The following is a 24,712-nucleotide window of genomic DNA, read 5'->3' as shown; positions in this document are numbered from 1 at the left end:
GGCGCGGCGGACGGAAGGGCGCCTCGGATGCGTACGCCGGTTTCAGTTGGCGTAGATGACGTGCACACCGCCGGCCATGACCGTGCAGACGCCCCCCGTGCCCCTGCCTTCGCGGACCCAGATCTGCCGCACGCTCGATGCGAAGGTGTGGAACACGTCCCACTCGGCGCCACCCCCGCCGTAGTTGTAGAACCACTCGTCGCGGGTCCCGCCGTCCGCGTAGGTGGCGTGGATCTGCACGCAGGCCGACATGCCGTCCACGGCGGTGTCCTTGAGGTACGTCCGAACATCCACCCGGCCGGCGGCGTCGCCGGATGTGATCAGGCACGCCGTCCCGTGCGCGTACGCCCCGACGATGTCACCCGGGGTGCCGGTGGCTCCCCAGCTGTCGCATATCGCGGCCGTGGCGGCACCGGCGGGTGCGGCGGCGACCAGACCGCCGCCGAGCAGAGCGGCCGTCGTGGCGGCGACTGCGAGGGCTCTGCGTACGGACCTGTGTGTTCCCGACATGTGATTTCCCCTCATTGAACGGATGCGACGAACGGATGTGACGCACAACTGCGACGAACGGCTGCGACTCGTCGTGGTGCTGGTCCAAGACGCTATGGGCGGGCCGCGTGCGGGTCGTCCCACGCTGGTTGGCACTCCGGGCCGACCCGGCGTGGTAGCCGCCCGGTTCCTGCAACTTCCGCGGTACCGCCGAAGGTTGACGCCCGTCTGCCGGGTCTGGCCCTACGCTGCTGCGATGCGGATCCGCCCTCTTGCCGTCGACGCGCTGATCGTGGCGGCGCTGACCGGTGTGGCCCTGCTGCTGGGGCCGGAGGCCGCGCGGCAGGGCCAGAATCCGCTCGACGCGACCGCCTACGCGCTGGTCGTCCTGGTCCACCTGCCGCTCGTCCTCCGTGGCCGGGCCCCTGTCGTGGTCTGCTGCCTCGTACACGCGACCTGGCTGGTGTACATCACCGTCGGCTACTGGCCCGTGGTGTGCAGCTTCGGCCCCATGCTCGCCGTCTACACCGTCGCCTCCGTGCGAGGGCCGCGCGTCTCCGTCGCGTGTGCCGCGCTGATGGGCGCGACCTGGATCTACGCGGGCGCGGTGAGCTACACCGACGGCTGGCCGGCCGTTGTCGCGCAGGCCGTGGTCTACCCCACGATGCTGTGGCGGTTCGGCGCCCTCGCCCGCCGCGCGGCCGAACTGTCCCGGCAGCTCCGCCGGGAACAGGCCGAACGGGCCCGGCGCGAGGTGGCCGAGGAACGCGGCCGGATCGCCCGGGAACTGCACGACGTGGTCGCCCACCACATCTCCGTGATCTCCGTACAGACCGGTCTCGCCCGGTTCGTCTTCGACACCGACCGCCAGACCACGCGTGCCGCCCTCGACACGATAGAAGCCACCGGCAAGGAGGCCCTCGAAGAGCTGCGCCGCATGCTCATGGTGCTGCGCGCCGCCGACGACGGTGCCCCCGCGGGCCCGATGCCGGGCCTGGCCCGCCTCGGCGAGATGACCGAACGCGTCCGCGCCGGCGGGACCCGGGTCGCCCTGACCGTCGAGGGCACCGAGCGTCCCCTGGCACCCGGCGTCGAACTGTGCGCCTACCGGGTGGTGCAGGAGGCACTCACCAACGTCCTCAAGCACGCGCCCGCCGCGAGTGCGCAGGTACGGCTGAGGTATGAGCCGCACCAGGTGACGGTTTCGGTCACGGACGACGGAGAGGGGGTGATTCCGGCCAGAGTACGAACGGGTGGCGGACACGGCTTGCTCGGCATGCGGGAGCGGGCCAAGCTCTACGGCGGGGAGATCGACATCGGCCCGCAGGACCAAGGTGGCTTCGCCGTACGGCTGATCCTGCCGACCTCGGCGCGGGCCGCACAGCAGGGGGACGACACCACTACATGACCACCACTGCATGACCACCGTGCTCGTCGTGGACGATCAGTTCCTCATCCGGGCCGGCCTGGTGGGGCTGCTGCGTGCCGCACCCGGCATCGAGGTGGTCGGCGAGGCGAGCGACGGCGCGGAGGGCGTGTTCCTGGCCGCCCGGACCGCCCCCGAGGTGATCCTCATGGATGTGCGGATGCCCGGCATGAACGGCATCGAGGCCACCGAACGCATCCTCGCCGAGGCCGGCGACCCGCCGCCCCGGATCCTGATGCTGACCACCTTCGACCTCGACGAGTACGTGTACGGAGCGCTGCGCGCCGGAGCCTGCGGGTTTCTGCTCAAGGACTCCGGCCCGGAACGGCTGCTGGCCGCCGTGGCCGCGATCGCCGGCGGCGACGCGCTCTTCGCACCCAGCGTCACCCGCCGGCTGGTGGAGGCGTACGCCCGGCAGACCGCCTGCGAACAGCCCCCCGATCTCCAGGCGTTGACCGCCCGCGAACTGGAGGTCCTGAAACTGATCGCACGCGGCCTGTCCAACCTGGAGATCGCCGAGCGCCTCTACATCAGCGAGGCCACCGTCAAGACCCACCTCAACCGCACGATGACCAAACTCGACCTGGACAGCAGGGCACAGGCCGTGGTGGTGGCGTACGAATCGGGGCTCGTGACCCCGGGCGGACAGCGGCCGGGCGACCTGTCCGGTACCGATCAGTAGACGTAGACGCAGGCCTCACCGGCGGAGTAATGGCTGCCGTTGCTCTTGACCCAGAGCTTGACGCAGTAGTTGCCCGCCCTCGAGACGGAGCCGTTGAGGACACTGACTTCCGCCATTTGGTTGGTGGTGACCTGGGAGCCGTTCTTCCAGTGCACACCGCCGGCCTTGATGTATTCGAGGTGGATCGACTTCGCGTTGCTGCTGTCGGTTCGCGTGGCGATTCCGGTGACCTGCTCGATGTACAGACCATCACCGATGATCTCGTAGCAGACCTCCCAGTACCCCAGGGTGCTGTTCCCGCCGTTTCCACAGACTCTCGCGCTGGCGGAGGCGGGGCCGGCCGTTCCCAGGGTGGCGATGGTCATCACGCCGGCGGTGACGGACGCGGCGAGAAGACGGCGATTTCTGCGTTGCGACCTCATTGGTCCCCCTTTTCGGTTGCCGGCCTCATGAAGGATCCGGCTCGACGGAGAGAGCCTGGCACTCCACGAACTCGATGCCATCCAGCACCAGTTGGAGCGCGGGTAAACCTGTGGCGTACCCACGGGTAAACCTGTGGGGTACGGGGGTACGCGAGACACGGCCCCACCGAGACCCCGGCGACTTTGCCATCTCTTTACAACCCGCTCCCCGGCTGCCTCGTCTCTTCGCACGATCCGTCACTTCCGGGCGGACCGACGAAAGAGAGCGACTTCATGCGCCGTACCGTGCGCCGTACCGTCCTCAGCGCCGTGGCACTCGCGGCCTCCGCCGTACTCGCGAGCACCGCGCCCGCGTTCGCCGACGACACCGCGACCCCGGTGCCCAGCACCGCGCCGACCGAGGCCACGCCGGTCCCGAGCGCCGAGCCGACCCAGGCACCGGCCGACGAAGCCAGCCCGGTGCCCAGCGAGGCGCCCACCACCGACCCCAACCAGGAGCCGGCCCAGGTCGCCGAGGTGCCGAAGGGCGCCCCGAACACCGGTGTGACGCCGGCCTCGTCGGACTCCGGCGTGCCGGGGACGCTGATCGGCGGGGGCGCCGCCGCCGCGTTCGCCGTCGGGGGCGCGGCCGTGTTCCTCGTAGTCCGTCGGCGGGCGACCGGAGCGTGACCGTGCTCTCCAGGCGCGCCTTCGGCACGGCGGCCACAGCGGCCGCGGCCACCCTGGTCGTGGGCTGTTCCTCCGACGGCGAGGGCGTACGGACCACCGGGACCGCGCAGCCCGGTACCACCCCGCCGCCGTCGGCCTCGCCCTCCACGAACACCTCCGCCAAGTCGGCGCGGGCCGTGGGCCGTTCGGCCCCGGTCCGGCTGCGGATCCCCGCCATCGGGGTCGACACCCCGGTCATGCGGCTGGGGCTGGCCGCGGACCGCACCGTGCAGGTGCCGCCGGTCACCGAGCACGACCAGGCGGGCTGGTACGAGCAGTCGCCGACGCCGGGTCAGACCGGCCCGTCGGTGCTCCTCGGGCATGTCACGGTCGGCTCGTACGGGGACGGTGTCTTCCACGACCTCGGGCGGCTGCGCCGGGGCGAGAAGATCGTGGCGCGCCTGGAGAACGGCACGGAGACGGAGTTCACGGTGACCTCCCTGCGGACGGTCGCCAAGGCCGAGTTCCCGGCGGACGACGTCTACGGGAACGTGGACCGCCCCGAGCTCCGGCTCATCACGTGCGGCGGCCCGCGGGACGAGAAGGGCTACCTCGACAACGTGATCGTCTTCGCCGCGCTGACGTCGTCGACGAGCCCGTGACCGTACCCGCGCAGAAAACAGGACGGCGGGCCGGCGGAACGTACGCCGCCGAACCGCCGTCCTCCCCCACGAGCGCCACGAGTGTGACGAGCACGCCGAGTGCGACGCCGGTGGCAACAGGTCTGACAGCACCATGGAGAGCGTTGAAACGGTCACGCGACAAGGCAGCGTCCGAGCTGTTCGCCGCCCTCTACCCGCGCCTGGCCGGCTGGGTCCGCCGGCTCGTCGACGACGACGAGACGGCCCACGAGATCGCCTCGGAGGCGTTCACGCGCCTGTGGGCGCGCTGGACGTCGGTGGAGGAGCCGCGCGGCTTCCTCTATGTGACGGCGGCCAACATCGTCCGGGACCACTGGCGCAAGACGGAACGCGAGCGCAAGGCGATGCGCCACGTGACCACGGAAGCCGCCCTGCTCACGCACACCGACCCGGCGGACCCGTCCATCCGCATGCTGGTCCAGTCGCTGCCGGAACGACTCCGCGTCCCGATCCTCCTGCACTACTACGCTGACATGCCGATCCGGGACGTGTCCGCGCTGACCGGACGCAAGGAAGGAACCATCAAGGCCGACCTCCACGCGGCCCGTGAACTGCTCCGCGCCCACCTGAGGAAAAGCCTTGACCACACGCTTTGACGACGAAGAAGACCCGGAATTCGGACCGTTCGACCCGACCAGCCCCGAGCACGCCCCGGACGACCCCCTCCTGGTCCTCCTCGGCCCCGCCCCCGCCTACCTGGGCGCACCGCCGGGCCGCTTCGAGGAGATCCGCCGCACCGCGACCCGGCGTCGCAGGACCCGTACGGCGGCCGCGGTGGGCGCGGCCTGCGCGATCGCCGCGCTGATCGCGCTCCCCCTCAACCTGACGACGGGGGAGTCCCCCCGCTCCCCCACGGTCCCCATGGCCCCACCCATCTCGACCACCCCGGCACCACCCCCCACCACCGACTTCACCACCGCCCCGACGCCGACGCCGGCGCCCTCCACCCCGAATACCCCCGAATCCGCCACGCCCGTCCCCTCCGGCGAGCCCACCGACGACCCCTCCGAGGCATCCCTCGCCCCGCCCGAGCAGGCGCCGACGACGACTCCGGACGCCGCGACAGAGGCGAGCCCGGCGGACGACGCGACGACGTCGAGCGAGGCCGGGGCCGTCCCCGTACCGAGCGCCACGGTGGAGCCGTAACCCCCAGGGAGTCGCCAGTTCGGCCGTCAAGGGGTGAGGATGACGGCGGAAGTACCCGGCGGGGGGCTTGGGTTGGGGGGACGGAATGATCGGGACGGTGTTCCGCAGTGAGGACGTGCCTGCGGCGGACAGGTTCGACTGCTGGCGGGAACTGATCGCCCGTACGCGCTCGAACGATTTCATCAGCGCCCACTCCGCCGAATTCTGGGGAGAGTTACGGCTGTTGGAGCTGGGCCCGGCGACGGTGATGAAGGTGTCGTTCCTGCCGACAAGGTTCCGGCGAAGCACACGCATGGTCCGCCAGAGCGACCAGGAGCTGTACCACCTGACGCTGATGCTGGACGAAGGAATGGCCCTCGACCACGCGGACCGGACCACCGGGTTCGCCGCCGGCGACCTGCACATCGTCGACAGCTCACGCCCGTACGACTTCCGCCCGGCGGACGACCGCGAACGCAGGGTCGTCAGAGGCATAGGCCTGGACATCCCGAAAGCCCTGCTGCCTCTTCCCCCGCACCGGGTACGGGAGTTGCTGAACCGGCGCCTGCCGGCCCACGAGGGGATCGGCGCCCTGCTCGCCGACCACCTCACCGCCCTGCACCGCCAGGCCGACACCCTCCAGCCCGCCGACGCACCCCGCCTGGGCAGAGTCGTGCAGGACCTCCTGACAGCCTGGCTCGCCCAACTCCTGCACGCAGAGGCCGCCTTGCCCCCGGAGACCCGCCAACAGGCCCTGACGGAACGTATCCGAGCGTTCGTCCAACAGAACCTGCACGAGCCGGAGTTGACGCCGACGGTGATAGCGGCGGCCCACAACATCTCGCTGAGCTATCTGCACCGCGTCTTCCGGCAACAGCAGACACAGGGCGAAACGGTGGCGGCGTGGATACGCGGCCAGCGCTTGGAGGGCGTACGCCGGGACCTGTCCGACCCGGCCCTCCGCACCACCCCGATCCACACCATCGCCGCCCGCTGGAACTTCCCCCGCCCGGCCGACTTCACCCGAGCGTTCCGCACGGCGTACGGCGTCTCACCGAAGGAGTACCGACTCCGGGCGCTCTCACAATCTCAACCAGAGGAGTCGGCTTGACACCGCGCAAGGCAGCCAGCTGGTTCGCCACTCCCCTGCTGACGGCCGCGTTGGCGACCGGAGCACTCACCGGCTGCCGGCCCCTGTCGGACGCCGTGTCCGCCTCGGCCTGCGAGGGCACCGAGAGCAGGGTCGACGACCTGAGGTCGTACGGCATTCTCGACTCGCTCCCCCAAGGGGCAGCCGTCCCCCGGGGCTTCGAGGATCTCGACTCCGGCTGCTGGGAGGACAGCGGCGAGGCCTGGCTGTACGCCGAGCGGACGTACGTCTTCCCCGGCGACGACGACAGGGCCGACGTGACCCGCCACTACCGGGCGGCAGCGGAACGCGAGGGCTGGAAGCCGTCCCGGACGACTCAGCAGTCCGCGAAGGAGAACGGACCCACGAGCCTGTGCTTCACCCGGGGCACGGCGGACGACGCGACGATTCTGGACGTCTACTTCCTGACCGAGGAGATCCTCGACGCGGAGGAGCGCGAGACGGGGCCCGAATTCGACTCCGGGGCGGGCTATCGCGTGGCCATCACTTCTACGGCGGACGGTTCCGCGACCGACTGCTCGGCCTGAGGCCGGTCGGGTGCGCGGGGCGCGCTGTCCGGGGCGGATGAGGCGTCCCCGGAGGCTGCCGTGGAGCAGGGCGTTGGTCATCAACTCGCTGACGACCAGGGCGACATCACCGGCCAGCCCCGGGTGCCCCCATACTCCACCTCTCCCCCACCGCCTGGACCAAGTTCACGACCGCGCAGTGATCCCCGCCAGGATCAGATCGATCCCCGCCACGAACTCCTCCCGGTCGTCGTGATCGCGTAGCTGCTCCGCGACGTTCCGGGTGAACGCGTACTCCTCGGGGTCCAGGTTCGCCCAGGCCGTCGAGACCCCGGTCAGGAACTCCTCGCGGGTCGCGCCCGGCTGGTGGTCGCGGGCGTTGGCCGCGTTCTGGCCGCCCACGCCGAGGACGTAGTTCAGCAGCGTGCTCGCGGCCGTGAACTGGGCCGCGTGGGGCACCCCGAGCGCCCGGACCTGGCGCCCGAGGTGCTCGAAGACCCGCAGCAGCGGTGTCTGCGCGGGGGCGCGGGCGAGTTGCGTGCCGATCCACGGGTGGGCGTCGATCGCGTCGAACACGCCGAGCGCGAGGGCACGTACCGCCTCCTGCGGGGTCGCGCCGGCGGTGACAACGGCGGCGGCCATGGTGTCTGCGACGACTGCGTCGGTGGCGGCGCCGAGCAGCTCGTCCTTGCCCGTGACGTGCCAGTACAACGCACCCGGCCCCGTCGAGAGCCGCCGCGCCAGTGCGCGGAACGTGAGTCCGGCCTCGCCCTCCGCGTCGAGAAGCTCGATCGCCGCCTCGACGATGCGCTCCCGGGAGAGCGGCTCCCTTCGTCGCTCCGAACGACGTGCTCCGCTTTCAGCCATGCGTTCATCCTGACATACCCCTGGAACGGCGTTCCAGCTTGACATCCATGGAACGGCGTTCCAGGCTGATGTCAATCCATGGAACGCCGTTCCATGGATTCCGTGCCCACCCCGCCACCAGGAGCCACCATGACCACCACAACCACAACCACAACCCCCCACGTCACGATCATCGGCGCCGGACTCGGCGGCCTGACCCTCGCCCGGGTCCTCCACGTCAACGGCATACCGGCCACCGTCTACGAGGCCGAGGCGTCCCCGACCGCCCGTGCCCAGGGCGGGCTGCTCGACATCCACGACCACAACGGGCAGCTCGCCCTCAAGGCCGCCGGGCTGTTCGACGGGTTCCGCGGGCTCATCCTGGAGGGCCGCCAGGCCTCACGGATCCTCGGCCGGGACGGGACCATCCTGTTCGAGGACGCCGACGACGGTACGGGTGGCCGTCCCGAGGTGCAGCGCGGCGAGCTGCGGCAGCTGCTGCTCGACTCGCTCCCGGCCGGCACCGTCCACTGGGGGCACAAGGTCAGCGGCGCCCAGACCCTGCCCGACGGCCGCCACCAGGTGACCTTCGCCGACGGGACCACCCTCGACACCGCCCTGCTCGTCGGCGCGGACGGCGCCTGGTCCCGGGTCCGGCCGCTGCTCTCCGACGCGGCACCCTCGTACCTCGGGATGTCGTACGTCGAGACCTACCTGTTCGACGCCGACACCCGGCACCCCGCCGGCGCGAAGGCGGTCGGCGGCGGATCGCTGTTCGCGCCCGTGCCGGGGCAGGGCATCGGGGCCCACCGCGAGCGCGGCGGGACCATCCACGCGTACGTGATGCTCTCCAGGCCGCAGGAGTGGTTCGCCGGGATCGACTTCACCGACCCCGCCGCCGCGCGGGCCCGGATAGCACAGGAGTTCGATGGCTGGGCGCCGGAGCTCACCGCGCTGATCACCGACGGCGAGACCACCCCGGTCTGGCGCCCCCTCAACGTCCTGCCCGTCGGACACCGCTGGGACCGGGTGCCGGGTGTGACCCTGCTCGGCGACGCCGCCCACGTCTCGATCCCGGCCGGCGAGGGCGCCAACCTGGCCATGTACGACGGCGCCGAACTCGCCAGGACCATCGCCGCCCACCCCGACGACATCGAGACCGCCCTCGCCGAGTACGAGCAGGCCATGTTCCCCCGTAGCGCCGAAGCCGCCACCGAGGGCGTCCGGATCCACGAGGTGCTCTACGGCGACAACGCCCCCCACAGCCTGGTCGGCATGTTCAGCGGACACGCGTAGCCGGACAGCAGACGCACATCGGCTCGCCTCGGGCCGATCAGCGCAGTCCGGCGAAGAGATCGTTCTCGGGTATCGCCGTGCCGGTGGTGTCCTGGACACGGACGAAGGTCTCCACGCCCATCAACTCGCCGAACCTCTCCTTGCCCATCTTGAGGAAGAAGATGTTCTCGCCCTGGCTGGCGTGCGCGGCCAGCGCGTCGAACTTCTGACCGCTGAACGCGATGGTGTCCACCCAGGTGGTGATCTCGTCGTCGGGGAGGCCGATCTCGGCCATCGCGGCGGCCTCGGCGGGGTCCGGCTCCGGCATGTCCTCGTCGAACTCGCGCATGACCTCGCCGAACCGCTGCATCAGCGAGCGGGGCATCGTCGTCCAGTACACCTTCGGCGTCAGCGGGGTCTTCTCCAGTGCGGTCATCTCCAGCGCCGCCATCGTGATGCGGTGGGCCTGGATGTGGTCGGGGTGGCCGTAGAAGCCGTTCTCGTCGTAGGTGACGACCACATCGGGCCGGTAGTGCCGCATGAGTTCCGCGAGCCGGGCCGCGCCTTCCGCCACCGGCGTCTGCCAGAAGGATCCGGGGGCGTCGTTGCTCGACCAGCCCATCATCCCGGAGTCGGCATAGCCCAGCAGCTCCAGATCGCTGATCTTCAGGACGTCACGGCTCGCCTCGAGTTCCTGGCGGCGCAACAAGGCGATCGCCGCCGGATCATGCCCGGGGTCACCCGGCTTGACGCCGCCCGGTCCGTCACCGCAACCGCCGTCGGTACACGTCACGAGAACCGTGCGGATGCCTTCCGCCGCGTACCGCGCGAGGACCCCTCCGGTTCCGGTGGCCTCGTCGTCGGGGTGGGCGTGCACTGCCATGAGCGTCAAGGGCCGGTCAGTCATGAAAACAGTCCTCCTGCAAGAAGTACGTCCGTCCCGGTGCAAGGAGCGCGGCGGGCGTACCGCGATCCCGGGGCCGGATCCGGGTGGGGCGGACGACCTTACGGTCTCCGCGCCCCCGCCCCCTACGGCGCCGGTCCCTCGGTCGGTGCAACCGCGTCGACCGGACCGCCTGTTCCCGGCGCGGCCACGGACTCGGGCGGGGGCGGCGCCCAGCAGGGGAAGGAGGCGACGACGAACCGGGCCGGGCCGCACGGAACGCGGGCCGACGAACCGGGCCGGGCCGCACGGAACGCGGGCCGACGAACCGGGCCGACGGAACGCGACTGCCGCCCCCGCAACGGGAGTTCGGCCCTCAGCAGGAGTCCCCACCCCCACCCCTTGGCTAATCTGCACGGATGACCATCGCCCTGACCCTCCTCCCGCGCGTCGCCTGTCGCGGGCAGGAAGTCACCGCGCCCCGGCTGCGCGCCCTGCTCGCCCTCCTCGCGGGCGACCCGCGCACCGGCTGTAGCACCGAGCGGCTGGTCGCGGGGCTGTGGCCGGACGAGCTGCCGGAGCGGCCCGGCAAGGCGCTCCAGGTGCTCGTGTCCCGGGCGCGGGCCCAGCTCGGCGCCGACCTCCTCGCCAGCACGCCGACCGGATACCGGCTCGCCCTCCCCGAGGACCAGGTCGACAGCTCGGCCCTGCTCCTGCACGCCGCCGCCAGTGCGGACCGGGCCCGGGCCGGGGACCACGCCGGGTCGCTGGCCGCCGCCGAGGCCGGGCTCGCGCTCTGGGAGGGCACCCCCGATCCCGACGGCGGGGACGACGACCCCGTGGCCGCCCTGCGCGCCGAGCGCGCCCCCGTCCACCGCGCCCTCGTCCGCGCCCGCGCCCTCGCGCTCGGCCGGCTCGGGCGGCACTCGGAGGCCGCCGGGCCGCTGGCCGCCGTAGCCGCCGGGCATCCGCACGACGAGGAGGTGCTCGCCGAGCTGCTGCGCGTCGAGGCCAAGACGGCCGGGCCGTCCGCCGCGCTGACCCGGTACGAGGCGTACCGGCGCGAGCTGCGCGACACGCTCGGCACGGATCCGGGGGACCGACTCAAGGCCGTACAGCGGGAGTTGTTGCGCGGTGAGGCGCCCGTGGTCCGGCACGGCGTACCGCACGAGCCCAATCCGCTCCTCGGGCGGGACGACGACATCGCCGAGGTGGAGCGGCTGCTGCGTGACTCGCGTGCCGTCACCGTCGCCGGGCCAGGTGGCCTCGGCAAGACCCGGCTCGCGCACGCCGTCAGCCGCCGGGCCGAGCACCGGGTCGTCCACTTCGTGGCGCTCGCCGGTGTCACCACCGACGAGGAGGTGGGCGCGGAGGTGGCCTCCGCGCTCGGCGCGGGTGAGAAGCGGCCCGGGGCCATGGGCGGCCACGACCCGGTGCCCGGCATCCTCGGCGTGCTCGGCGCCGGGCCCGCCCTGCTGGTCCTCGACAACTGTGAGCAGGTCGTCGCCGGTGCCGCGAGCCTCGTACACGCCCTCGTCTCGTCCTCCCGGGAGCTGCGGGTGCTCGTCACCAGCCGCGCGCCCCTCGGGCTGACGTCCGAGGCCGTGTACGCGCTGCCCGAACTCCGACTCGCCACCTCCGTCGAGCTGTTCACCCAGCGCGCGCGGGCCGCCCGGCCCGGTGTGGAGCTGCCGCCGGACGCGGTGGCCGGGCTCTGCCGTCACCTCGACGGGCTGCCGCTCGCCGTGGAGCTGGCCGCCGCGCGCGTACGGGTGCTGTCGGTGCCGGAGATAGCCCGCCGCCTCGGCGACCGGTTCGCGCTGCTGCGCGGCGGGGCCAGGGACGCGCCGGAGCGCCACCGCACGCTGCACGCGGTCGTGGACTGGAGCTGGAACCTCCTCGACGAGGAGGCCAGGGCGGCTCTACGCACCCTGTCCGTCTTTCCCGGCGGTTTCTCCGGCGAGGCGGCCGAGCACGTCCTCGGCGAGGACGCGCTGCCGCTGCTGGAGCAGCTGGCCGGTCAGTCGCTGCTCACCGTCGCCGAGACCCCGGCCGGTGTGCGCTTCCGCATGCTGGAGACCGTACGGGAGTTCAGCGCGGCCCGGCGCGCGGAGGCGGACGAGGACGAGCCCGCCGTCGGCCAGTTCCTCGCCTGGGCACGGGACTTCGGGGTCACGTACCACGACTGGTTCTTCGGCTCGGGGCCCCTGACCGCATGGGAGCAGGTCAGAGCCGAGCAGGACAACCTCGTGGCGGCCCTGCGGCACGCCCTGGCCCGTACGGACGGCCCCGCCATCGCCGCCCTCACCGCGGTCCTCGCCGCCCTGTGGTCCACGGGTTCCAACTACCCCCGCCTCACCGCCCTCGCCGCGGACACCGGCCCGCCGCTGTCGCACTACCGCCCCGAGCCCGAGTACGTCGAAGTCGCCCGCGCCGCCGCCGTGTTGTGCACGGCGAGCCTGTTCATGGGCTACGGCCCGCGCGCCGAACGCCACCTCGTCACCCTCCGGCGGCTGCCCCCGGCCCCGCCGGACACCCTGGTGCGCGCCATCGCGATCGTGCTGGGCGCGGTCCCCGAGATGCGGCCTCCGGACTACGACGTACTGCGGAGGCTCTGCGCAAGCGAACAGCCGCTGCTGGCGGGCATCGCCGAGTGCGTCGCCACCTACGTCTGGGAGTCGGAGCACGACATCGACCGCGCGCTCGCCTCGGCCCGCCGGATCATCGCCGCACTGGCACCGGCCGACAATCCGTTCCTCCAGGTCCTGGGCCATGCCCGGCTGGGCGAGCTGTGCCTGAAGACGGAGCAGGGCGAGGCCGCGTACGAGCATCTCAGGGCGGCGCTCGACGCGCTGCCGCGGCTCGGCGACGAGCAGGACTCCATCGGCGTACGCAGTGGTCTCGTCCTCGCCTGTCTCCAGCGCGGCGACCCCGACGAGGCCGAGTACTGGCTGCGGCTGACGGAGGGTCACCAGCCCCCGCAGCAGGACGACTTCCACAGTCCGGGCCTCGGCGGGCGCGCCGAGATCGCGCTCGCCCGCGGGCTGACGGAGGTCGGGCTCGGCCTGTGGCGCAGCGCCGTGGAGGGCATGGCCGAGGCAGGTCCGCTGTACGACGGCGATCCCTTCCTCGACCGGTGGGTGCTACAGATCCAGTCGGCGGCGGTGACGGCCCACGCGCACGTCGGCCGCCTCGAACCCGTCGCGGAACTGGTCCTCGGCCTGCGACAGGGACTGCGGACACTGCTCTCCGGCCCGTCCCCCGCACCCATGGAACTGCCCCTGTACGGAACGGTGTTGCACGCCCTCGGCATGGCGGATCTCGCGTACGGCGCCCCCTCCGCCGTACGGATGATCGCGCTGGCCGAACGGCTGGGGGTGCTGCGCGACTACCAGCCGACGATGTCCTCGGACCGGGCCCGGCGGGCGGCCGAGAACGCCGACGGGGCGGCGTACGCCGACGCGGTGTCGGAGTACGCCGCCCTGGGGCGGGACGAGTTGCGGGAGGCTGCCCGCGCTGTCATGACGGTTACTTCGGGTCGCGGTTGAACTGGGCCGTCGACCAACGGTAGCCGAGGACGGACAGGCCGACGCACCAGGCGATCGCGAGCCAGCCGTTGTTGCCGATCTCGGTGCCGAGGAGCAGACCGCGCAGTGTCTCGATGGCCGGCGTGAAGGGCTGGTACTCGGCGATCGGCTGGAACCAGCCCGGCATGGTGTCGGCCGGGATGAAGGCGCTGGAGATCAACGGGAGGAGGATCAGCGGCATCGCCATGTTGCTGGCCGCCTCGGGGTTCGGGCTGGCCATGCCCATGCCGACGGCGATCCAGGTGAGGGCGAGGGAGAACAGGGCGAGCAGTCCCACCGCCGCGATCCATTCCAGGAGCGTGGCGTCCGTGGAGCGGAACCCCATGGCCACGGCGACGGCACTGACCAGGACCAGGCTGGCCATGATCTGCAGCACGCTGCCCACGACGTGCCCGACGAGCAGGGAGCCCCGGTAGATGGCCATCGTGCGGAAGCGGGCGATGAGGCCCTGGGTCATGTCCATGGAGACGGCGATCGCGGCGCCGATCACGGTGGAGCCGATGGTCATCATCAGCAGGCCCGGGACGATGTAGGCGATGTAGTCGGAGCGGTCCGCGCCGCCGCCGCCGATGCCCGCGCTCATCACGTCGCCGAAGATGTAGACGAAGAGCAGGAGCAGCATGATCGGCGTGAGCAGCAGGTTCAGGGTCATCGACGGATAGCGGAGAGCGTGCAGCAGGTTGCGGCGCAGCATCGTGTTCGAGTCGCGTACGGCGAGGGCGAAGGCACTGCTCATCGGACGTTCTCCTTGGTGGAGTGGGCGGTGGGACCGGTCAGGGCGAAGAACACGTCGTCCAAGTCGGGGGTGTGCACGGTCAGTTCGTCCGCCTCGACCCCGGCGGTGTCGAGCCAGTCGAGGATGGAGCGCAGTTCGCGCTGGCTGCCGTCGCTGGGGATCTGGAGGGCGAGTGCCTCGTCGTCGCGGGTGACCTCGCGCAGGGCGGCTGCGGCCGATCGGTAGGCGTCGGGGTCGGTGAAGCGGAGGCGGACGTGTCCGCCCGGGATGAGCCGCTTCAGCTCTTCGGCGGTGCCCTCGGCGACGATCTTCCCGTCGTTCAACACGGCGATGCGGTCGGCGAGTTCGTCGGCCTCTTCCAGGTACTGGGTGGTGAGGAAGACGGTGACGCCGTCGGCGACGAGCCCGCGGATGATGTTCCACATGTTGTGGCGGGAGCGGGGGTCGAGGCCGGTGGTGGGTTCGTCGAGGAAGATGATCCGGGGGTTGCCGACGAGGGTCATGGCGAGGTCGAGGCGGCGTTTCATGCCGCCGGAGTAGGTGGAGGCGGGTTTGCTCGCGGCCTCCGTCAGGTCGAACCGCTCCAGCAGCTCGGCGGCGGCCTTCCGCCCCTCCTGCTTGGGCAGGTGGTGGAGGTCGGCCATGAGGAGCATGTTCTCCTCGCCGGTGATCAGGCCGTCGACGGCGGAGAACTGTCCGGTGACGCCGATCGCGGCGCGGACCGCGTGGGGGTGGGTGGCGAGGTCGTGGCCGCCGACGTGCAGGGCGCCGGCGTCGGCGGTGATGAGGGTGGAGAGGATCTTCACGGCGGTGGTCTTGCCTGCGCCGTTCGGGCCGAGCAGGGAGAAGACGGTGCCGGCGGGCACCGAGAGGTCGATGCCGTCGAGGACGGTCTTGTCGCCGTAGGCCTTGCGCAGGCCCTGGGCTGCGATGGCGGGTGAGTGCGGTGTCGTCGAGGTCATGCCGAGGAGATTGCGGCAGGGCGCATTCAGCTCGGTTTCACCGTGGTTTCAGTGCCCTGGAACCCGGGTGCGGGTCAGGTTTCTCGCCCCCGCCGCCCCTACCCGTCCCATCCCTGGGGGCTGCGCCCCCAGACCCCCCTACGGCCCTGAACGGGCCTTGTCCTCAAACGCCGGACAGGCTAAAAGATCAAGCACCGGCCGGCACCACATCCAGCCCGTCCGGCGATTGAGGACGAGGCCGTTCAGGCCGAAAGGGGGGTCTGGGGGCGCAGCCCCCAGGGATGGGACGGGTAGGGCCGGCGGGGGCGAGGAACAGGGCGGGCTCGGTAGTCAGCCCGTGCGGGCCGTGCCCGTGCCCTTCTCCGCGTCCAGTGCGTACACGCAGCGGTCCTTGCTGCACGCGTACACCACGCCGTCCTTGACGACCGGGGCGCCGGTGATCTCGCCGCCCGTCGCCAGCTTCCACCTCAACCGGCCGTCGTCCGCCTTCAGGGTGTACAGAAGATGGTCCGTCGAGCCGAAGTGGATCCGGCCTTCCGCCACCGCCGGGGCGCCCACGATGTCGCCGCCCGCCTGGAAGCGCCACTTGGGGGTGCCGGTGACCGCGTCCAGCGTGTACAGGCCCTTGCCGCTGCCCACGTGGACGTGGCCCGCAGCCACCAGCACCGGCTCGATCGACGCCCGCGACTCCGTCGCGATCCGCCACCTGTCCCGCCCGTCCGCCGCGTCGAGGGCGTACACCGTGCCGAGGTAGTCGGCGAGGTAGACACCGCCGCCGGTCACCGCCGGGCCCGGGGCGAAGGTCGGCGGGGAGAGGAACACCGCCGGGGCCTCGAAGTGCCAGCGGACATGGCCGCCGGAGACGTCGATCGCCAGGACCCGGGTGCCCGCGGAGACGTACACCTGGCCGTCGGGGCCCGGGGTCAGCCGTACCGGGACTCCGCCGCAGGAGGTGGCGTCGCCGATCGGGTAGGACCAGCGCTCGTCACCCGTACGGGCCTCCAGGGCACGCAGCCGGCCTTCCTTCCACACGAACACCGTGCCCTCGTGGACCTGGGGTCCGGCCTCCGGGGACTCGAAGTCCGTCTGGGCGCCGGTGTGCTCCCACAGCTTCTGGCCGGTCGCCGCGTCCCAGCCCTGGACGCCGCCACCGCGCGTACCGGTGACGACCGTGCCCCGGTCGGCCTTCAGGGAGTACACCCAGGCGTCTGTCGAGAGCCTCCACAGGTCCATGCCCTCCCTCGCGTCGAGAGCGAAGAGCGTCGGACCGTCCGAGGCGTGGATACGGCCGTCCGCGACCGCCATCGACCACGCCACGTCCCTCGTCTTGAAGCGCCGGCGGCCCGTCATCACGTCCAGGGCGTGCACCTCGAAGGAGGTGACGTAGACGAGGTCGCCCGCGACGGCCGGGGTGCCCCAGACGTCGTTCGACATACGGAACCGCCAGGGGCGCCAGCCCGCCGGAGACTCCGGGGGCAGCGGCGGCGCGGCCGGCACGGGGTTCGGGTCGGCGCCGTTGACCCCGGGCCGCGGGCGCGACCAGGAGGCGACCAGACCGGCCTCCGGCGGCGGCGCCTGTACGGCGGCGGCGCGCACGTCGGAGACGCGCGGACCGGGGCCGATGGGCACGGGGGCGCCTGCGAGGCGTACGGGGCCGGTGTCCGGCGCTCCGGTGGGTACGGGGGCCGGCATCGGGCCGGGTACGAGGCCCGGGCCCGGGCGGGGGTCGAAGGGCGGCGGGTCGTGGGACGGCGGCGGCGGGATCGCCAGCCTGCCGCCGCTGCGGCCACCGGACGCCTGCGGCTTCGCGGCCGGGCGTCCGCCGCGCCGCGTCTCGATGAGGGTGACCGCCCGCTCGGGCAGCCAGGCGGACGCCGTACCGCTGTCGTCGGAGCCGGAACCGAAGAGGTGGGGGGCCAGCTGGGCCTGGAGGTCGGCCGGGTTGGGGCGGCCCGTCGCCTCCATCTGCATACAGGACTCGATGAGCGGGCGGAGTTCGTCCGGGAGGCCTTCGAGGTCCGGGCCTTCCCTCAGCAGCATGAAGACCGTCTCGACCGGGTTGGCGCCGTGGAAGGGGGCGTGTCCGGTGGCCGCGAAGACCAGCATCGAGCCGAGCGAGAACACGTCGCTCGCGCCGGTCACGCTCCGCGAGTCCTTCGCCTGCTCGGGGGACATGTAAGCGGGGGTGCCCACGGCGACGTTCGTCATCGTCAGACGTGTGTTCGATACACCGGAGGCGATACCGAAGTCGATGACCCGGGGACCGTCCTCCACCACCAGCACGTTGGACGGCTTGAGGTCCCGGTGGACGAGCCCGGCGCCGTGGATGGACTGCAACGCCTCCGCGACCCCCGCCGCGAGCCAGCGCACCGCCTGGGCCGGCATCGGCCCGCACTCGTTCACTATCTCTTCGAGCGAGGGCGCGGGGACGTACGCGGTGGCCAGCCAGGGCACGGCGGCCCGCGGATCGGCGTCGACGACGGCGGCCGTGTAGAAGCCGGAGACGGCCCGCGCCGCCTCCACCTCACGCGTGAAGCGGACCCGGAACAGCTGGTCCTCGGCCAGTTCCGTACGGACCGTCTTGATCGCCACGCGCCGCCCGGAGGCCGAGCGCGCGAGATAGACCAGCCCCATGCCGCCGGCACCCAGCCGTCCCAGCACCTCGAACGGCCCGATCCGCCGCGGATCGTGCTGCGTCAGCTGATCCACCACTTGCCTGCCACCTCCCCGTACGAGCCGCGTCACCTACATATGTACGCGACCTCGTGCAGCGTCTCACCACCGCCACCGCCTTGGCGGCACGCACCCCGATTCTTCCTGGCCGGGGCACAGGTTGCGAACTCGGGTCCGAAACGGGGTGTCTCCACGCAACCTGGTGCAAAACAGGTCCTCACGGGGGCGCTCCCGAACCGGCTCACGCCCTCCCGTACCCGCTCCCAGCGGCTCATTTCCGGAGCAGTGCGAACGACGCTCCCTGATTGTCCGTGACGACCGCCACATTCCCGTACGAAGTGTCGAAGGGCGTCGACTGGACGCGACCGCCGAGCCGGTTCACCGTCCCGAGCGCCTCTTCCATGTCCTCGACGGCGAAGTGGACCAGGAAATGCGGCGGCATCTCGGCCGGGAACACCTCGGACACGGCGGCCCGGCCGAAGTCGGGTGCCGCGTCCGGGCCGAAGAGCGCCTCGTGGAAGAGGTTGCCGTAGAAGGTGTTCACGACGTCCGTGTCCCGGGCGTACAGCTCGGCCCAGGCGAAGGTGCGGGGCTCGTGGCTACGGCCGAATCCGGGGTGCGTACCGGCCTGCCAGAGGCCGAAGACGGCGCCGTCGGGGTCGGTGGCCAGCGCCGTCGTGCCCAGGTCCCCCACGGGAACCGGCGCGGTGATCACCTGTCCGCCGGCCGCGCGGATCCGGGCGACGAGGGCATGGGCGTCCGGGGTGGCGAAGTACACCGTCCAGACGGTGGGCATCCGCCCGTCGGTCTTGTGGGCGAGGGCGGCGACGGGCTCGCCGTCGCACAGGGCCTGCACCAGACCGTCCTTCTCCTCGAAGGTCCACCCGAAAAGCTCACTGTAGAAACGCTTGCCCGCCTCGACGTCGGGCAGCTGGGCGTCCACCCAGCAGGGGACGCCCTCTGTGCGGGCGGATGCCCTGTTTTCGGCCATACCGTCAAGTTAACGGTCCTTCACGCATCCCGCAGGGCAGCGACAGGGGCAGCAAAGGATCAGGCACCGGACCAGGCACAGCAGCCTCTCCAGCGCCCTCCCACCGCTCACAGATCACCATTGCACCCCATTTGCAGTCGGCCGAATCGCGCTCCGATCACCCCTCGGTAAGCTGACGGCATGACAGGACAAGTGCGTACCGTCGACGGCCGTGTGGCGGGTCGGCGTGGGCAGGCGACCCGGCAGAAGCTGCTCGACTGCCTCAGCGAGATGCTCAGCTCCTCCCCTTACCGGGACGTCAAAGTCATCGATGTCGCCCGGAAGGCGGGGACTTCACCCGCGACCTTCTACCAGTACTTCCCGGACGTCGAAGGCGCCGTCCTGGAGATCGCCGAGCAAATGGCCACGGAGGGCGCCGGGTTGACCGAGCTGCTCGCCGGGCGGTCATGGGTCGGCAAGGCCGGCTGGCAGACCGCCCAGGAACTCGTCGACGGGTTCCTGGAGTTCTGGCGCAGGAACGACGCGATCCTCCGGGTCGTCGATCTGGGCGCCGCCGAGGGCGACAAGCGGTTCTACAAGATCCGCATGAAGATCCTCAACTCCGTGAACAACTCCCTTACGGACACGGTCACCGAGCTACAGGCCAAGGGCAAGGTCGACAAGGACGTCAACCCCGCCGCGATGGCCGGCTCTCTCGTCGCGATGCTCGCGGCGGTGGCCTCGCACCAGAGAGGCTTCCAGACCTGGGGTGTGAAACAGGCCGAACTGAAGCCGAACCTGGCCCTGTTGGTCCACCTGGGCGTGACCGGCAAGAAGCCGACGAAATAGCCGACGCGTCCCCTTACTCCAGGTTCCGCAGGCCCTGCCGGGCCCAAGTCCTGTCACGCAGGCGGTGGTTCACTCCGGTTCCGACCGGTGGGCCACCGCCTGTCGCGCATCCGCCTTACGGGTTACGGGTGTTCAGCGCCGGATAATTCTGAAGATCCGGATCTCCCGCTCGACCCGCGCCTGATAGGTCGCGTACGGCGGCCAGAACGCGAGCAGTGCCTTCCAGGCGGCGGCCCGTTCCTCTCCGGCCAGCAGTTGGGCCCTGACCGGGATGTCCGCCCCTTTCCAGCTGACCTCGGCGTCGGGGTGGGCGAGGAGGTTGGCGGTCCAGGCGGGGTGGCCTGTGCGGCCGAAGTTGGAGCCGATGAGCAGCCAGCTGTCGCCTCCGTCCCCTTCCGGCATACAGGCGAGCGGGGTGTGCCTCAGCTGCCCGCTCTTCGCCCCGCGCACGGTGAGCACGACGCCGGGCAGCAGCTGGGCGCTGAGCAGCACCTTGCCCCGGGTCAGGCGGTGGACGGCTCGGTCCAGGGCGGGGACGACGTGTGGGGCGATCCGGGCGAAGGCGGGGGCCGAGGAGACCCTCTGGACCGCCTTCACGACTCTTGCCGCTGTCACTGGCATCAGACCGCCACCTCTCCCGCGTCGGACTCGTCGAAGAGCCGAGCCGCCTCGGCCGCGTGTGCGCGGAGCCGGTGCACCGGGCCGAACAGCAGCTCGTCGCCTGCGGCGCGCTTGAAGTACAGCTGGGCTTCGTGTTCCCAGGTGAAGCCGATTCCGCCGTGGAGTTGGATGCCTTCGGCGGCGGCGGTGCGGAGGGATTCGATTGCCTGGGCGAGGGCGAGGGTGCCTACTCGCTCTCCCTCGCGGGCGGTTGCCCAGGCGGCGTAGTAGGCGGCTGAGCGGGCTGCCTGGACCTGGACGTACACGTCGGCGAGGCGGTGCTTCACGGCTTGGAAGGAGCCGATCGGCCGCCCGAACTGTTCGCGCGCCATGGCGTGTTCGACGGTCAGCTCCAGAATCCGGGCGGCTGCGCCAACGGCCTCGGCGGCCAGGACCGCGGCGGCGATGTCTCCGACTCGGGCGAATGGCTCCGCCGGGTGGGCAGTTCTTTTCCCGCGGGCCGGTGGGGGCTGGTCGCGCAGTTCCCCGCGCCCCTGAAGGGGCGCGTCTGCGTGGGCGCTCGGAGAGCCGGGGACGTCGGCCTCCTCCCCCAGCAACTCTGCTGCTACGTCCCGTAGTTCAAGGCGCCCTCGTGGCCTGGTGGGGTCCAGGGAGGTCTGGCGGGTGCGGACCAGGCCAGGGGTGTTGCCCTGGACCAGGAAGAGGAGGGTTCGGGAGCGGGCGTAGCCGCCTGTGTGGGCCGGGATCAGGAGGAGGTCGGCGCTGTGGGCGTCCAGGACCTGGGTCACCTGGCCGTAGAGGCGCCAGCCGTCCGGCCGTTGGGTTGCCTGGACTCCGCCCGCACGGCCTCCGCCGGCCCAGTCCCGGCGGGGCTCGCCGGTGAGCGAGAGGACCGTGGACAGGGTGGTGCCGGGGATCGCGAGGGCCGCGGTCAGGGTGCCGGAGGCTATGCGTGGGAGGAGGTCGGCGCGTTGGGCTTCGGTGCCCAGGGCGGTGATCAGGGGAGCTGACAGTACGGCGGTCGCGAGGAGGGGAGAAGGGGCCAGGGCACGACCCAACTCCTCCGCCGCCAAGGCCAGTTCCGTCGTCGTGGTCCCGTCGACGCCCCCGTGGGTCTCGGGCAGGGCCAGGCCGGGCAGGCCCAGGTGCTCGGCCAGCGCGGTCCACAGGGCGGGGTCGTACCCGGCCGGGGTGTCGACGGCGGCCCGTACGTCACCGGGTGCACAGCGCTTGCGGAGCAGCTCGCGGAGGGTGCGGCGGATGTGGTCCTGCTCGGGGGTGAAACGGGCGTCCATGACCAGTCCCCCTGGTTCGTTCTCCCGCATGCCTACTGATGTCTGACGGTCCGTCATATTAGGACGGACGCCCTCTGCCGCACAGAGCCAGAGCTGATATACCGTCAGATTCATGGTGACTCGATGGTGAGCCGGAAGGTCGCGATCGTCGGGGTGGCCCTGTCGGACTGCGGCCGGGTGGACGACGTAACCCCTTACGCACTGCACGCCCAGGCGGCCCGGCGGGCGCTGGCGGACTCGGGACTCGGCCGGGAGGTGGTGGACGGTTTCGCGTCCGCCGGACTCGGCACGCTGGCGCCCGCCGAGGTCGCCGAATACCTTGGCCTGCGCCCCACTTGGGTCGATTCCACCTCCGTCGGCGGTTCGACCTGGGAGGTCATGGCGGCGCACGCGGCGGACGCGATCGCTGCCGGTCACGCCAACGCCGTGCTGCTGGTGTACGGGTCGACGGCCCGCGCGGATGTGAAAGCCGGCCGGCGGACGGGCAACCTCTCCTTCGGTGCGCGCGGGCCCCTCCAGTTCGAGGTCCCGTACGGCCACACGCTGATCGCCAAGTACGCGATGGCCGCCCGCCGCCATATGCACCAATACGGCACGACCATCGAGCAGTTGGCGTCGGTCGCGGTCCAGGCGAGGGCCAACGCGGCGCTGAACCCGGAGGCGATGTTCCGGACGCCGATCACCGTCGACGAGGTGCTCGACGGCCCGATGATCGCGGACCCCTTCACCAAGCTGCACTGCTGTCTGCGCTCCGACGGGGGCGCGGCGGTGCTGCTGGTGGCCGAGGAGTATGTGCGGGACTGCCGTACGCGGCCCGTGTGGATCCTCGGGACGGGCGAGCACGTCTCGCACGTCAGCATGTCTGAGTGGGCCGACTTCACGGTGTCCCCGGCCGCGGTGAGCGGGCGGATCGCCTTCGAGCGGGCGGGAGTCGGTCCCGAGGAGATGGACTTCGCGGAGATCTATGACGCGTTCACCTATATGACGCTGGTGACGCTGGAGGATCTCGGGTTCTGCGGGAAGGGCGAGGGCGGCCCGTTCGTGGAGGCCGCGAAGGGGCGGCTGAAGGTGGCGGGCGGTGAACTGCCGGTCAACACGGACGGGGGCGGACTGTCGGCCCAACACCCGGGAATGCGGGGGCTGTTCCTGCTGGTGGAAGCCGTACGGCAGTTGCGGGGCGACGTGGGCGAGGCGCGGCAAGTACGTGCCGGGGACGGGCAGTTGCCGCGCCTCGCGGTGGCGTCCGGGACGGGCGGATGGTTCTGCTCGTCGGGGACGATCGTGCTGGGAACCGATTAGACCGACTGATCAGCGGCCGTCGGTCAGACGAACGCGCGCCAGTCCGCGTGGAGTCGGTCCGAGAGGCGGATGGTGATGAACTCGTTGTTGTCCGCCTTGCCCGCCGTACGGCCGGACGAGAAGGGGAAGTTGTTGTCGTTGAGGACGGCGAGGGTGCGGTCGTCGAGCAGGACGACGTCCTCGATCGTCTGGAACGGGAAGTTGAACCCTCAGCCGGGTTGAGACCAGCCCGGACGAGCATGACGTGTGCGGAGTTCTTGTCCCGTGGGGACATGTTTCCGCATGCGGTGCAGGTGTGGGTGCGCTCACCCAGCGGCAGGCGATGCTTGGCTCTCGCATCGCAGTGCGCGCAGTCCATCGTGGTGTGCGCGGGGTGGACGAGGCGGATGTCCCGCCCGTGTTTGCGGCCCATCTCGATCAGGGCTGCCTTGGTGGCGCCGATGGCGGCGTCAGCGGCCTTGCCGGCCATCGTCGTCCTGGCCAGGGACTTGGGGCGGAAGTCCTCGACGGCGATGGCATCGTGGTCACGGACTACCTTCTTGGCCCACTTGCGGCCCGTGTCCTGACGCTGTCTCGCGACCTTCTTGTACGCCTTCGCCCGCAGTTTCATCGCCTCGTGGTAGCCCTTCGATCCGGGGTGGCCCTTCTTCGGCTTTCGGCGGGCCATCATCCGGTCGTACCGGGTCAGCTCGGTCCTGGCCTTCTTGCCGTGCTCGGCGTGCGGGAGGTCGTGCGCGTCGGACGTGGTGGTGGCGGTCTCCTTCACGCCCCAGTCGACGCCGAGGACCCGGCCGGTCCGAGGCAGGGGCTGGACCTGGGCGGGGACGACGAACGAGCCGTACCAGTGCCCAAGACTGTCCTGGTAGACGCGCACCGACGACGGCTCGGCCGGCAGTTCCCGCGACCACACCACCGCCACGACGATGCCGCCCGCCAGGTGCAGGCGGCCGTCCTTCAACCGGAACCCGCGCTTGGTGTAGTTGAGGGTCGCCAGCGCCTCGCACTTCTTCTTGTACAGGGGCATCCCGGCCCGGCGCGCCATGGGCAGGCGCTCTTCAATGTCCTTGTGCGCCTTGGCGCGGGAGCGGCCGAAGTCACGGATGACCTGCTGCTGGACGACCGATGAGCCCCTCACGCAGCCAGGGCGTACGGGCGCGGGCCTCGGTCAGCATCCTGTCGAGCTGCGCCGGACCGCACGTGGCCTGCTGACCGGTCGCCTTGTTGTGCAGGTGTACGGCCTTGGACTTGGCGACGCACTCGTTCCACAGCCAGCGACAGCGGCCCCACTCCGCCGCCAGAGCGGTACGGGCACTGGACGACACACGCAGCCGGTAGGTGTAGCGGGCATGCCCCGCCTCCGCAACCACCCCCACCTGCGCCATCTCGCCCCCTCACGATCCCCGGCCGGGACACCGCGCCGCCCCGAACCCTCCAAGGCGCCATACGTACGACAGTCGCACACACGGACCCTGATCCCACAGCCATCACCCCGACCAGCGATCACCGGCACACGCGTTCGCATCACTTCGGGATGCCGACAGCGATGGGCGCTCCTCGCCCTGAACCG

General features: G+C 71.3%; 22 protein-coding genes and 1 pseudogene. 12 read left to right on the top strand and 11 right to left on the bottom strand.

The window, feature by feature from the left end:
- Positions 1-42: 42 nt before the first annotated feature.
- The gene (locus tag OG787_RS27715; protein ID WP_369032973.1) at positions 43-510 is read right to left on the bottom strand and encodes a hypothetical protein; all 468 of its coding nucleotides are present in this window, start codon (positions 508-510) and stop codon (positions 43-45) included.
- A gap of 235 nt (positions 511-745) precedes the next feature.
- Here OG787_RS27715 and OG787_RS27710 point away from each other — a divergent pair, with 235 nt between their 5' ends.
- Together OG787_RS27710 and OG787_RS27705 are read left to right on the top strand one after the other, a co-directional pair.
- Positions 746-1,897, top strand: a complete 1,152-nt coding sequence (locus tag OG787_RS27710; protein ID WP_405536773.1) for a sensor histidine kinase — start codon at positions 746-748, stop codon at positions 1,895-1,897.
- Between the two features lie 10 nt (positions 1,898-1,907).
- Complete coding sequence (locus tag OG787_RS27705) at positions 1,908-2,597, top strand: response regulator (protein ID WP_405536771.1); 690 nt, start codon at positions 1,908-1,910, stop codon at positions 2,595-2,597.
- On the opposite strand, the gene OG787_RS27700 is transcribed toward OG787_RS27705, so the two are convergent.
- A complete protein-coding gene (locus OG787_RS27700; RefSeq protein WP_405536770.1) occupies positions 2,591-3,019 on the bottom strand; it encodes a hypothetical protein in 429 nt (142 codons plus the stop codon). The genes OG787_RS27705 and OG787_RS27700 overlap by 7 nt on opposite strands.
- Positions 3,020-3,304: 285 nt before the next feature.
- Here OG787_RS27700 and OG787_RS27695 point away from each other — a divergent pair, with 285 nt between their 5' ends.
- The 6 genes from OG787_RS27695 to OG787_RS27670 all read left to right on the top strand — a co-directional run bounded on the left by OG787_RS27695 (position 3,305) and on the right by OG787_RS27670 (position 7,170).
- The gene (locus OG787_RS27695) at positions 3,305-3,688 is read left to right on the top strand and encodes a sortase-dependent protein (protein WP_405540598.1); all 384 of its coding nucleotides are present in this window, start codon (positions 3,305-3,307) and stop codon (positions 3,686-3,688) included.
- Complete coding sequence (locus tag OG787_RS27690) at positions 3,685-4,329, top strand: class F sortase (protein WP_405536768.1); 645 nt, start codon at positions 3,685-3,687, stop codon at positions 4,327-4,329. Before OG787_RS27695 ends, OG787_RS27690 begins: the two co-directional genes overlap by 4 nt.
- Before the next feature lie 143 nt (positions 4,330-4,472).
- Complete coding sequence (locus tag OG787_RS27685; protein ID WP_369032978.1) at positions 4,473-4,964, top strand: RNA polymerase sigma factor; 492 nt, start codon at positions 4,473-4,475, stop codon at positions 4,962-4,964.
- A complete protein-coding gene (locus OG787_RS27680; protein WP_405536767.1) occupies positions 4,948-5,514 on the top strand; it encodes a hypothetical protein in 567 nt (188 codons plus the stop codon). The genes OG787_RS27685 and OG787_RS27680 overlap by 17 nt, the downstream gene beginning before the upstream one ends.
- Before the next feature lie 85 nt (positions 5,515-5,599).
- Positions 5,600-6,604, top strand: coding sequence for a helix-turn-helix domain-containing protein (locus OG787_RS27675; protein WP_405536766.1), 1,005 nt, complete (start codon positions 5,600-5,602; stop codon positions 6,602-6,604).
- Complete coding sequence (locus OG787_RS27670; RefSeq protein ID WP_369032981.1) at positions 6,601-7,170, top strand: hypothetical protein; 570 nt, start codon at positions 6,601-6,603, stop codon at positions 7,168-7,170. The genes OG787_RS27675 and OG787_RS27670 overlap by 4 nt, the downstream gene beginning before the upstream one ends.
- 165 nt (positions 7,171-7,335) lie before the next feature.
- Here the strand turns inward: OG787_RS27670 and OG787_RS27665 are convergent, their stop codons facing one another.
- Complete coding sequence (locus OG787_RS27665) at positions 7,336-8,016, bottom strand: TetR/AcrR family transcriptional regulator (RefSeq protein ID WP_405536765.1); 681 nt, start codon at positions 8,014-8,016, stop codon at positions 7,336-7,338.
- A gap of 129 nt (positions 8,017-8,145) precedes the next feature.
- Between OG787_RS27665 and OG787_RS27660 the strand changes: the two genes are divergently transcribed.
- Positions 8,146-9,291, top strand: a complete 1,146-nt coding sequence (locus tag OG787_RS27660) for an FAD-dependent oxidoreductase (RefSeq protein ID WP_405536764.1) — start codon at positions 8,146-8,148, stop codon at positions 9,289-9,291.
- Between the two features lie 37 nt (positions 9,292-9,328).
- On the opposite strand, the gene OG787_RS27655 is transcribed toward OG787_RS27660, so the two are convergent.
- Positions 9,329-10,177, bottom strand: coding sequence for a PIG-L family deacetylase (locus OG787_RS27655; protein WP_405536763.1), 849 nt, complete (start codon positions 10,175-10,177; stop codon positions 9,329-9,331).
- A gap of 395 nt (positions 10,178-10,572) precedes the next feature.
- Here OG787_RS27655 and OG787_RS27650 point away from each other — a divergent pair, with 395 nt between their 5' ends.
- On the top strand, positions 10,573-13,701 hold the full coding sequence (locus tag OG787_RS27650) for an ATP-binding protein (protein ID WP_405536761.1): 3,129 nt from the start codon (positions 10,573-10,575) through the stop codon (positions 13,699-13,701).
- Here the strand turns inward: OG787_RS27650 and OG787_RS27645 are convergent.
- From OG787_RS27645 to OG787_RS27630, 4 genes are all read right to left on the bottom strand, one after another.
- Positions 13,682-14,476: an ABC transporter permease gene (locus OG787_RS27645; RefSeq protein ID WP_369032987.1), complete on the bottom strand. Its 795-nt coding sequence runs from the start codon at positions 14,474-14,476 to the stop codon at positions 13,682-13,684. The two genes, OG787_RS27650 and OG787_RS27645, sit on opposite strands and share 20 nt — an antisense overlap.
- On the bottom strand, positions 14,473-15,438 hold the full coding sequence (locus OG787_RS27640; RefSeq protein WP_405536760.1) for an ATP-binding cassette domain-containing protein: 966 nt from the start codon (positions 15,436-15,438) through the stop codon (positions 14,473-14,475). The genes OG787_RS27645 and OG787_RS27640 overlap by 4 nt, the downstream gene beginning before the upstream one ends.
- Before the next feature lie 330 nt (positions 15,439-15,768).
- A complete protein-coding gene (locus OG787_RS27635; protein ID WP_369032989.1) occupies positions 15,769-18,150 on the bottom strand; it encodes a PQQ-binding-like beta-propeller repeat protein in 2,382 nt (793 codons plus the stop codon).
- A gap of 232 nt (positions 18,151-18,382) precedes the next feature.
- The gene (locus OG787_RS27630; RefSeq protein WP_405536759.1) at positions 18,383-19,102 is read right to left on the bottom strand and encodes a VOC family protein; all 720 of its coding nucleotides are present in this window, start codon (positions 19,100-19,102) and stop codon (positions 18,383-18,385) included.
- A gap of 180 nt (positions 19,103-19,282) precedes the next feature.
- Between OG787_RS27630 and OG787_RS27625 the strand changes: the two genes are divergently transcribed.
- A complete protein-coding gene (locus OG787_RS27625; protein WP_105972865.1) occupies positions 19,283-19,930 on the top strand; it encodes a TetR family transcriptional regulator in 648 nt (215 codons plus the stop codon).
- 132 nt (positions 19,931-20,062) lie between these two features.
- Here the strand turns inward: OG787_RS27625 and OG787_RS27620 are convergent, their stop codons facing one another.
- Positions 20,063-20,551: a nitroreductase family deazaflavin-dependent oxidoreductase gene (locus tag OG787_RS27620; protein ID WP_369032991.1), complete on the bottom strand. Its 489-nt coding sequence runs from the start codon at positions 20,549-20,551 to the stop codon at positions 20,063-20,065.
- Positions 20,551-21,846: an acyl-CoA dehydrogenase family protein gene (locus OG787_RS27615; protein ID WP_405536758.1), complete on the bottom strand. Its 1,296-nt coding sequence runs from the start codon at positions 21,844-21,846 to the stop codon at positions 20,551-20,553. The genes OG787_RS27620 and OG787_RS27615 overlap by 1 nt, the downstream gene beginning before the upstream one ends.
- Before the next feature lie 123 nt (positions 21,847-21,969).
- On the opposite strand from OG787_RS27615, the gene OG787_RS27610 reads away from it, so the two are divergent.
- A complete protein-coding gene (locus OG787_RS27610; protein ID WP_405536757.1) occupies positions 21,970-23,145 on the top strand; it encodes a thiolase C-terminal domain-containing protein in 1,176 nt (391 codons plus the stop codon).
- A gap of 211 nt (positions 23,146-23,356) precedes the next feature.
- Here OG787_RS27610 and OG787_RS27605 read toward each other — a convergent pair.
- A pseudogene (locus OG787_RS27605) lies at positions 23,357-24,527 on the bottom strand (RNA-guided endonuclease InsQ/TnpB family protein); the annotation flags it as partial.
- Positions 24,528-24,712 lie beyond the last annotated feature (185 nt).

The organism is Streptomyces sp. NBC_00075 (assembly GCF_045041225.1).
GTDB lineage: Bacteria > Actinomycetota > Actinomycetes > Streptomycetales > Streptomycetaceae > Streptomyces > Streptomyces adonidis.
Note: the sequence above shows the minus strand (reverse complement) of the source record. Positions and strands in the feature narration are given on the sequence as shown.

Excerpts from the sequence above, each read along its gene's own strand:
- OG787_RS27715 (WP_369032973.1), bottom strand. The coding sequence starts at position 510 with ATGTCGGGAACACACAGGTCCGTACGCAGAGCCCTCGCAGTCGCCGCC.
- OG787_RS27710 (WP_405536773.1), top strand. The coding sequence starts at position 746 with ATGCGGATCCGCCCTCTTGCCGTCGACGCGCTGATCGTGGCGGCGCTG.
- OG787_RS27705 (WP_405536771.1), top strand. The coding sequence starts at position 1,908 with ATGACCACCGTGCTCGTCGTGGACGATCAGTTCCTCATCCGGGCCGGC.
- OG787_RS27700 (WP_405536770.1), bottom strand. The coding sequence starts at position 3,019 with ATGAGGTCGCAACGCAGAAATCGCCGTCTTCTCGCCGCGTCCGTCACC.
- OG787_RS27675 (WP_405536766.1), top strand. The coding sequence starts at position 5,600 with ATGATCGGGACGGTGTTCCGCAGTGAGGACGTGCCTGCGGCGGACAGG.
- OG787_RS27665 (WP_405536765.1), bottom strand. The coding sequence starts at position 8,016 with ATGGCTGAAAGCGGAGCACGTCGTTCGGAGCGACGAAGGGAGCCGCTC.
- OG787_RS27660 (WP_405536764.1), top strand. The coding sequence starts at position 8,146 with ATGACCACCACAACCACAACCACAACCCCCCACGTCACGATCATCGGC.
- OG787_RS27655 (WP_405536763.1), bottom strand. The coding sequence starts at position 10,177 with ATGACTGACCGGCCCTTGACGCTCATGGCAGTGCACGCCCACCCCGAC.
- OG787_RS27650 (WP_405536761.1), top strand. The coding sequence starts at position 10,573 with ATGACCATCGCCCTGACCCTCCTCCCGCGCGTCGCCTGTCGCGGGCAG.
- OG787_RS27645 (WP_369032987.1), bottom strand. The coding sequence starts at position 14,476 with ATGAGCAGTGCCTTCGCCCTCGCCGTACGCGACTCGAACACGATGCTG.
- OG787_RS27640 (WP_405536760.1), bottom strand. The coding sequence starts at position 15,438 with ATGACCTCGACGACACCGCACTCACCCGCCATCGCAGCCCAGGGCCTG.
- OG787_RS27630 (WP_405536759.1), bottom strand. The coding sequence starts at position 19,102 with ATGGCCGAAAACAGGGCATCCGCCCGCACAGAGGGCGTCCCCTGCTGG.
- OG787_RS27625 (WP_105972865.1), top strand. The coding sequence starts at position 19,283 with ATGACAGGACAAGTGCGTACCGTCGACGGCCGTGTGGCGGGTCGGCGT.
- OG787_RS27620 (WP_369032991.1), bottom strand. The coding sequence starts at position 20,551 with ATGCCAGTGACAGCGGCAAGAGTCGTGAAGGCGGTCCAGAGGGTCTCC.
- OG787_RS27615 (WP_405536758.1), bottom strand. The coding sequence starts at position 21,846 with ATGGACGCCCGTTTCACCCCCGAGCAGGACCACATCCGCCGCACCCTC.
- OG787_RS27610 (WP_405536757.1), top strand. The coding sequence starts at position 21,970 with ATGGTGAGCCGGAAGGTCGCGATCGTCGGGGTGGCCCTGTCGGACTGC.